Source organism: Pelagibacterium lentulum, from assembly GCF_003992625.1.
In the GTDB taxonomy this organism is placed as follows: Bacteria; Pseudomonadota; Alphaproteobacteria; order Rhizobiales; family Devosiaceae; genus Pelagibacterium; species Pelagibacterium lentulum.
Genome location: NZ_RZMW01000035.1, coordinates 70,157 through 78,885 on the forward strand (window position 1 = coordinate 70,157; position 8,729 = coordinate 78,885).

The window sequence follows — 8,729 nt, forward strand, 5'->3', positions numbered from 1 at the left end:
CTTTTTAATCGCGTTGTCGAACCGGAAAACCGGAGCCCATCCACCGGGCACGCCGGAGGACATGCTTTTCCTGACAGCACTCAATTGATCGCGGTGTCGAGGTGACCCGTCCGGGCACTGGCACGGTAACTATCGCAAACGATTGTTTCGCCGTCATGTGCACCCGTAGATTGATAGTGGTTGCCCCTCGCGATTCCGCGCACCATTTGCTCAGCATCAATCCCGGAAGACGGGATGACAGCAACTTCCCTTGCAAGCAGTGATCGACCTGTCGCTGAGTATGTGCCAAGCTATATCGAACCTGACTTTTGGTGGTCCCGCTGTGCGTGGGATTTGCAATGGCTTTTGGGGGCCAAGAGAGATGAAGACTGAGGAACTGAAGAATCTGGTGGATAAGCATATCGCGGCAATAGAAGGGGGCACCATGACGCCTGAACGCATGGTCGCCCTTTATGGAAATATTGATCGGCAAGAGGCCCTGGACGAAATCGACAGAGAGCGTCTTGCAGCGGCAATAGAGCAAACCCTTCGGTCCCAGGCACCAAGACAGGCGACAAAACTGTTCGGGCCAAAGGATGAAGAGGCCCGCCAGATGCTGCAATTGCTTTGGGATCAGGTCGAACAAGAATTTGATCTTACTGGCAACCACCACCGCAATGGCGTAAAGATTGGTGGCGCGATGATAAACGGCACGCTGCACCTGGATGTCTATTTGTCGTATCGAAATGGCGCAAAAGAAACTGCGTCGATAAATGTCCGGCAGCTGGATGCTGCATCAGATCGGTTCATCGAAGTACGAAAATCCCTCGTCGGTGGTGAGGTAATCTACGAGCGGTCCTATTCAATCGCCCAATATCGGCCGGCATTTGACGATTTCCGCGAGCAATTGTCCTCAGTGCTCTAAGTCAATGTATCGGATCGGGTTTGCTGCGCCTTTCTGGCGAAACGCTTGAGGAACCCGTTTATTGATGTATTTTTCGCGGACTTCCGGCTCAGCTTCGATGCCTTCGAACCCTATGCGTCCCACTATGTCACCCTTCAACCATGAGAAGTTTTGCTGCGTTGCCGGTAGCCATCGTGTTGGACGGAATGCACCAGCAACAATGCCTTGGATATGGGCGAGGACAAGAGCATATTTTTTCGCCTTTTGTTCGCTGATTTTCCAAACGCCGCGAACTGCATGATACACATCGTCTTTTTCCGCAGAGTCGAAAGACCTGCCAATTGAGATCAGCAAGGTGGGCTCATCCACAACGATCTCGGGTCTCTTGTATGCGGCGATGATTTCGCGAAGGTGCCTGCATCCGAAAATATCGGAGTAATGGCCTCCGACGCGGTTGTTCAGGCCTGGATAGGCATCGATCACCGCTGCTTCAACGGCATACGCTGTCGCCTCATCGTGCAGATTATGCCGATGAATGATCAGTCCAACTTCAAGCCCAGCATGCTGGATTTCTCTGATCCGAACTCTTTTCAGATCTGATTTATCCTCACAATTGTCGATATTACCTTTCAGGTGCTGAAGTATGCGGTTGCCTTTGCCTTTGCCCACATAAAAAGTTTCACCGTTTCTCGGGTCAATCAGGCGATACACATACCATCCAAGCTGCTCGATAATATCTGAACCCAAGTCTTTCATCTTCCCCCTCCGCTTGCCCCGCTCCAGCAATTTTTTGACAATGGACGGGACAATGGTCGCTGTCCATGACAGGTTCAAGTGGCAGTGCCTTTCGACCGATCAAGTTCGTTGGTTGCAAGCACGCACGACCAGTACAAGCAAACAAAGGGGCTCAACACTTTCTGTTGGAGAACTCGCTGACAAGTGTCTCCTGAATTCGTCAGTACCCTGAATTGGCGCTGCCCACAAAACGCAGCTCCTTGGACTTGTTTGAGCCCACGCTGTTTGACGCCAGTCGCGCAACTATGCCAATCTCGGTCATATCAGGTCAGCTTCAGCCGACATGATAGAAGCCGGATCACGCGCCCCCAATGTCGTGATCCGGCTTTCTTGTTTTCCAGGGCCAGCGAGCCGCGCTCAACACTCCAGCGAGCCCCCAAACGCGGACCGACCGCATGGGGCGGCCCGATTTTCTAGAAGCGGAAGTTGACCCCGGTTACGATCCGATGGAACGACAGATCGTCGGAAACCGTGATACCAGCTTCATTATAAAGATCGAACTTGGCAAAATCGGTGTAGCTATATTCAGTGACAAGAGTGGCATGCTCGCCAATCGCATATTCAGCGCCGATGCCCACGCTGTAACCAAGCCGCGGATTGTCGATCAGGCCGGGGATATCATTGCCGTCAATTGTGCTTGAAACCCCACCAAAGGCAGCACCCGCATGGGCATAATAGAGCATGTTCCGATCGGTCATCCCGATGCGCGCGCCAAGAACGGCCAACCAATCAAGATTATGCTCCACAGTTCCAATTGTCGTACCGCCGACAGACAGCTCATTGCGGGAAGCGATGTTGGTCAAATTGAGTTCACCGCGCCCACCGACCAGGACATTTTCGGATACCACGTGGTCATAGCCAAGCCGGATGCCACCCGAAAGCCCGCCAAATGTCTGGCTGCCCGAAATCGAATTGCCAAAACTATCGTCAGCAGAAAGCGTCAGATCCCCACTGCCCACACCGCCAACAAGCCCGATATAGGGGCGCGACCAGGGATTATCCTGGACCCCATAGGCGCTGCGCAGCCCAATGTCGGTTGCCAATACCGGCATGGTCATTGCCATCGCCACGACAGATGCACTCAAAATCGTTTTCATCGAAAAATCCCCAAACCCAGACTTGGGTAAAGTTTGAAGATATTTGGTTAAACTTGAATGAATCTCGACTTTTTGTATGACCCGAAAGTTGGCAGGGGCCCGGTGCCAGATTGTTTTAAGTCCAGACATTGGTTTCCGCATTTTCGATATAGCGGGCAACTGTATTGATCGATTTCCAGCCGCCCACCCGCATGATTTCAAGAACCGAGCGGCCATCGGTCACCAGCGTTTGCGCCGCGCCGACCCGAAGTGAATGCCCCGATATATCATTGACAATGTCGGGATCGAGATCAGCCTGGCTGGCGATACGTTTCAAGATGCGCGCGATCGAAAATCCGTTCATGTGGCGGGAAACGACATGGTTGCGATAGACGGGGGTCACGAGCGCGCCGTCCTGCAGATTTGCCGCATCGATCCAGTCGTTGACGATGGCAATGGTAGCGGGAGAGAGCGCAACGATCCGTCCTGACCCCGATTGATCGGCCTTGCCGCGACGGATCAGGATCGAGGTCCCACCCCGGGCATTTTCGATCACATCGGTTACCACCAGGGCTGCGAGTTCTGAACGCCTACACAGCCCTTCAAAGCCGAGCGCAACGATGACTTTGTCCCGCTTACCTCTTATGTCATCACCACAGGCGCTGAGCATTTTTGCGCGCAGTTCGCGTGTGATGCCATGGGCTTGCTTTGGGCGGCCGGGCCGATGACGCTTCATCCGTCGCCGTGCCAGACGAACGTTTTCGCTGGTTGTCGGGTCGGGCAAATCCATGAGCCGATGCACACGTACGATGGAGTGCAAACGACGCACGAGCGAAGAGGCTTTCAACCGTTCGATCTCGGTGTCGAGAAATCGAACGATGGTTTCTTCTGATGCCGGTAAGGCAATGTGGCCGTGGCTTTGACACCATTTTTCAAACAGTTTGAAATCGGAATAATAACCGCTGATGGTCTTGTCCGCATATGCGCCGCGCATGCGATCGAGTTCGTCTGTCCAGTCTTTCATCACTTTTCTCCCGGGACCGGGACAGACGCAATTTTGTCGATTGCGCCCCCCGGTTCACTCCGATTCAGCCTTGCGGGCCGTCCAAAGGGCGCGGTGTGCGGCTCAAAATCAGGCGTTTGAGCTGCGGGATCCCGAGGAGTATGCGGAGCCTGGACCAAGCCAGTCGCCGGTAGCGCGCGAGCAAAGGTTTGAAGATCAGACAGTTAGCAATCGCGAAAAGAAAATGAGGGGAGTGAGACAGTTCTGGCCCTGCACGAAACCGCGCAAGTACCGGGGGTAACTGCTCGAGCATGGGCACAATGGGTGCGCCCAAGACTGGAGAGACAGAAAAGAGGATTTGCGCAAACCCTGTCTCGTTGGCAGCAAGCCGCCGATAGGCTTCGGGGTTGTCGACACGCGCGCAGCGGAAATCGCCTTTGGCATCGCAAAGGATCGTGATCGTTTTCATGACCTGTGCTCCCTCGCTACGCGTGAAAGAGCTCGGACACGTCAAACGACGGGTCGGAGGCATCATTAAAAAAATGGAAAAAATGAACCGTAAAAACGGCTTTGGAATCGCGGCCAAGCGCGATAGAGATATGGATAACCATATTGAGCTCCTGTCTTCAGCAGGGGTTAATGTGGCCAGGCTTCCTCCCCGTTCCCGCGGGGGGGCGGCCGCCTTTTTTTAAGGCAAACGCCCGACCTGACACAGTGCCGAAACACTGATGAAGCAGCCTTAGCACAATTGGTGAACAAAGCGAGGCAATTGTCGGTATATACTTAGCGCAGAGCTCATGCGACAGCGGGAATTTGATTAAAATGCGAACGGTCTATCGCTGATTGGCTCTCAGCGCGCTCCAGTGCCAAACAGAACCGTCTTGACCGTCTTGAAAAGGATCTGCATATCCAGATCGAAGGATAGGTGCTTTATATAGTAAAGGTCGTAGGCGAGTTTTTCGATCTCTTCTTCTGTGGTAGCAGCATAGCCTGATGTCACCTGCGCCCACCCCGTAATGCCCGGCAACACGAGGTTCCGCAGCGCATATTTTTCTTCGTATTTGATGCTTGAACGAGCCACATACTCGGCGACCGGACGCGGACCAATCAGGCTCATGTCGCCGATCAGGATGTTGTAAAGCTGTGGCAATTCGTCGAGACGGATTTTTCGCAAGAACCGCCCACCTGGAATGATGCGCTTGTCGCCATTCGTGGTCGAGCCGCCGCCCGTACCAGAGTACATGGTTCTAAACTTATACATCCGGAAAACGCGCCCAGCAAAGCCGCGTCGATGCTGCACAAACAACACCGGGCCACCATCCCGTGCATAAATATAGGAAGCAGTCAGAACAGCCAGCGGAATCGTGAGGGGCAGCGTTACGATAACGGCCAGCACGTCGAGCAGCCGCTTGGCGCGGGCATAGAGCATTTGGCTTGGCGTATAGGCCAGATGAGAAACATCGAACGTGGGAACATGCACGCGACCCTGCCGGATTTCCAGAAATCGTGTCCAAGGAACAATATCGACACCGGCCAGGTAGCATCGCGCCAGTAAGGCCGACCATTCTGGCTTATGATGTTTTTCGGGATCGATCAGAATGGTATCGAACGGCGTTACGTCTGTTGCCGGGTCAGAAATAATTGCAACTTCAGTTTTGCCGAGGAGTGTAAGAGGTAGGTGGTCGCCTTCAAATGCAACAAGGGCAACGCGGGCAGAAAGCCTTTGGTGAAAGCGGATGTTACCGATCGCAACGATCAGCATGGTCAAGGGCATAGCTGCCGCGAAACCGGCAAAACTGACGCGGACGCGCATGGCAGACAAATAGGTAATGGCAAAGCTGAAGAAAATCGCGACGATGACCGCCGCAGCGACGATCGGTGATTCCTGGCGCCGGAAAGCGCTCAGCGTGCCTGCCGATGCAACCGGAACCAGCGCAAGCACTGCCAAAACCGTAATGGCCGCTGACCAGTTGGGTGCCGTACGGGTGTAAAATGCGAGATAGGCGATAGACTGCAGGGCAATGGCCAGCAATACGGGCATCGAAAAGGACATAACATCGCGAAAGATGCGGTGGCTGCGCGTCGTGGCCCCAAGTTCTGTGAGATAGGATAAATCGCTACTGGCCGAACGCTTGGTTCGTTTCAAACCCTTGCGCTTCTTGGTCGGCTCTGAGGTCATCGCGTTGGTTGTCCTGCGGTAAATGCGATTTCATTTGCGCGTCCAGAAGGGGTGTCCCGCAGGTAACTGGCTTTGTCAATGCACGATCCACAGGGTTTTTTCTGTCCAACCCATCAGGTGTTCAACGTTAGCGGACATCATCGCCTCGATGCCTAGGATGACGCGCTGACTACAACCCGATCTCCGCGATCATCGTCGCGTTGACCATGCGCACATCGAACCGCTCCTCGACCAGTTTTCGGCTCTCGACTCCCATCAATGCGATCAGATCAGGCCTATCGATGAAACGGCGCATGGCAGCAGCCAGCGCCTCGGCATCACGCGGGGGCACGAGAAACCCGTTTCTACCTTCAACGACGGTCTCGCGGCAGCCGGGGGCATCGGTGGTGATAACGGGGCGGGCCATGGCCATGGCCTCCTGAGTGCTGCGCGGAACGCCCTCGCGATAGGAGGGGAGCACGTAAACGCTTGTTTTTGCAAGATATTCTTTCATATCGACATGGCCCGGCCACTCGATGATGCCGTCGCGGACCCAGCCATCGAGGGTGGCGCGATCGATGGATTCGGGGTTGGAGTCGGTGTCGCCGACCAGAATGAAGCGCACGCTATCGCCTTGTTCTGCCTTGATTTTTCGGGCTGCCTCGACGAATTCGACGACCCCTTTGTCGCGCAGGAGGCGGGCGGCCAGGGTGAAGGTCAGGGGGGCGGTGACCGGGGGGGCGGGGCGCCACTCATCAAGGTCGACGCCAGTGCCATTGACGACCAACATCTTGCTGGCCGGCGCGACACGCATGGCCACCAAGTCCTTGAAATCATCGGGGTTTTGGACAAAGGTGCGCCGCGTCAGCCCGAGCGAAATCCGATACAGAAAGCGGGCCAGCGCGCCGACAATCTTGCGCTTGAGGCGCGATTCGGCGCCGGTGGTGAAGGCATAGCCGAGGCCGGTAATCAGCGCATAGCGATGGGGGATGCAGGCCGCCCAGGCGGCAATCGTTCCATAGATTACGGGCTTGATGCCAAAGGAGAGAATGGTATCGGGGGCGATTTCGCGCAGTTTTCTGCGCAGCTTCAAACTATCGGAAAAGTCGACAAAAGGATTAAGCCCGGCGCGCGAGAGGCTATAATCGACCGGAGAGGCACCAAGCTGCTTCATCTTTTGGGCGATACTCTCATCATAATCGGGGGCAAGGGCATAAACATCATGCCCCCTGGCCACGATGTCTTGAATCAGAGGCCCGCGAAAATTGACCATCGAGCTCGCCGCATTGCCCAGAATGACGAAACGACGATGTTGATTTGAAGCGGTTTGGGTCACTTATTCTGCACTCATCAAGCGGGGTCGACGCCGTTCGGGTCATTTCGTCGTTTTTCACGGATTTGCCACACCGCCTCGTAGCGCGCAACCAAGGCCGCAAGCGAAAACTTATCCCCGACCCGCTAACCTGCGCTATGCTGATAGCCTGCCCCCAAGATTGGGCCACAGGGCCGACTAAATTCAACTGCCACTGACGTGCTCCCCGACTTTGGACCACCCGGATTGGGAATTTCCGGGGATAATGACGTGCTCCCCGACTTTGGACCACCCGGATTGGGAATTTCCGGGGATAAACGATCAGGGTGGGCCGGCTGCCCCTGATGCGTTCATAAGCGATATCGGGGGTTTGTTCCCGATTGCGCTGTGCGGGCGGACTTCGTTGTAGTCTCTACGCCAATCCTCCATTTTCGAGCGGGCGTCGTCAAGGCTCATGAACCAGTGAGCGTTCAGGCATTCGGCTCGGAACTTGCCATTGAACGACTCGATAAAGGCGTTGTCGGTTGGCTTTCCAGGGCGGGAGAAGTCGAGCACGACGTCCTTCTGATACGCCCAGAGATCAAGGTCGCGGGAGATGAACTCCGAGCCTTGGTCGACCCGGATCGTCCTCGGATATCCTATTTCCCTGCAGACCTTTTCGAGTGTCATAACCACATCCTCGCCCCTGTAGCTGAACCGAGGGTCCACGGCTGGTGCGTAGCGTGAGAAGGTGTCCACGATAGTCAGGATACGGATCTTGCGGCCGGTGGCCAACTGGTCATGCACAAAGTCCATGGCCCACACTTGATTGGTGCTCGTGGCAGCCATCCGGTCATCACGCAGCTTTGCCCTAACCCGCCGCTTGGGCGTCTTGTTGCGCAGCTGAAGCCCCATCTCTTTGTAAAGCCTGTAGATTCTCTTCGGGTTCACATCCCAGCCCTCCCGGCGCAACAGGATGTGAACCCGACGATAGCCATAGCGGACACGGGTCTCGCAAATCTCCTTGATCCGTAGCTGCAGATCAGCCTGCTCGCCGCGCCTGGACTTGTAGTGGTAGAGCGACCTGTCGACTCTCAAGGCATCACAGGTCTTTCGGATCGAGACCTTCCAGGTCGCTCTGATCTCATCGACAAGCGAGCGCTTGCGAGCAGGCGTCAGAGCTTTTTTGACAGCACATCCTGAAGCATGGCCTTGTCCAGGCTCAGATCGGCGACGATCCGCTTGAGCTTGCCGTTCTCTTCCTCGAGCTGACGCAGCCGTTTCATCTCCGATGGCATCAGCCCCGCATACCGCTTGCGCCAGTTGTAAAACGTGGCTTCCGAAATGCCTGCCTTGCGACAGACTTCCCCGACCGCCGTGCCATCCTCGGCCTGCTTGAGCACGAAGGCGATTTGGGCCTCGGTAAACTTGGACTTCTTCATGAGCATTCTCCATCTCCCGACCACGGGATCATAATTGGAAAATTCCAGTTCAGAATGGTCCAAATTCACGGCAGCAGGTCA

General features: G+C 55.3%; 8 protein-coding genes. 1 reads left to right on the forward strand and 7 read right to left on the reverse strand.

Annotated elements, in window-relative coordinates; all coding sequences use genetic code 11:
• The first annotated feature begins 250 nt into the window (after nt 1-250).
• Entirely contained in the window at nt 251-904 is a 654-nt protein-coding gene (locus EO133_RS10670) for a hypothetical protein (protein ID WP_127072629.1), read from the forward strand.
• On the opposite strand, the gene EO133_RS10675 is transcribed toward EO133_RS10670, so the two are convergent.
• From EO133_RS10675 to EO133_RS10705, 7 genes are all read right to left on the reverse strand, one after another.
• A complete protein-coding gene (locus tag EO133_RS10675) occupies nt 893-1,639 on the reverse strand; it encodes an LEM-3-like GIY-YIG domain-containing protein (RefSeq protein WP_127072630.1) in 747 nt (248 codons plus the stop codon). The two genes, EO133_RS10670 and EO133_RS10675, sit on opposite strands and share 12 nt — an antisense overlap.
• Nucleotides 1,640-2,091: 452 nt before the next feature.
• Entirely contained in the window at nt 2,092-2,775 is a 684-nt protein-coding gene (locus tag EO133_RS10680) for an outer membrane protein (protein WP_164734979.1), read from the reverse strand.
• A 115-nt stretch (nt 2,776-2,890) separates the two neighbouring features.
• Nucleotides 2,891-3,778 carry a site-specific integrase gene (locus EO133_RS10685; protein ID WP_127072632.1) on the reverse strand — a complete coding sequence of 296 codons (888 nt, stop codon included), beginning with the start codon at nt 3,776-3,778 and terminating at the stop codon, nt 2,891-2,893.
• A gap of 64 nt (nt 3,779-3,842) precedes the next feature.
• On the reverse strand, nt 3,843-4,226 hold the full coding sequence (locus tag EO133_RS10690; protein ID WP_127072633.1) for a hypothetical protein: 384 nt from the start codon (nt 4,224-4,226) through the stop codon (nt 3,843-3,845).
• Nucleotides 4,227-4,607: 381 nt separating this feature from the next.
• Nucleotides 4,608-5,936 carry a sugar transferase gene (locus EO133_RS10695; protein WP_244640650.1) on the reverse strand — a complete coding sequence of 443 codons (1,329 nt, stop codon included), beginning with the start codon at nt 5,934-5,936 and terminating at the stop codon, nt 4,608-4,610.
• Between the two features lie 169 nt (nt 5,937-6,105).
• Nucleotides 6,106-7,251, reverse strand: a complete 1,146-nt coding sequence (locus tag EO133_RS10700) for a glycosyltransferase family 4 protein (RefSeq protein ID WP_206513502.1) — start codon at nt 7,249-7,251, stop codon at nt 6,106-6,108.
• Nucleotides 7,252-7,548: 297 nt separating this feature from the next.
• A protein-coding gene (locus EO133_RS10705) for an IS3 family transposase (RefSeq protein ID WP_371870951.1) occupies nt 7,549-8,648 on the reverse strand; the annotation gives its coding sequence in 2 pieces (ribosomal slippage) (nt 7,549-8,387 and nt 8,387-8,648; 1,101 coding nt in all).
• Nucleotides 8,649-8,729: the final 81 nt, after the last annotated feature.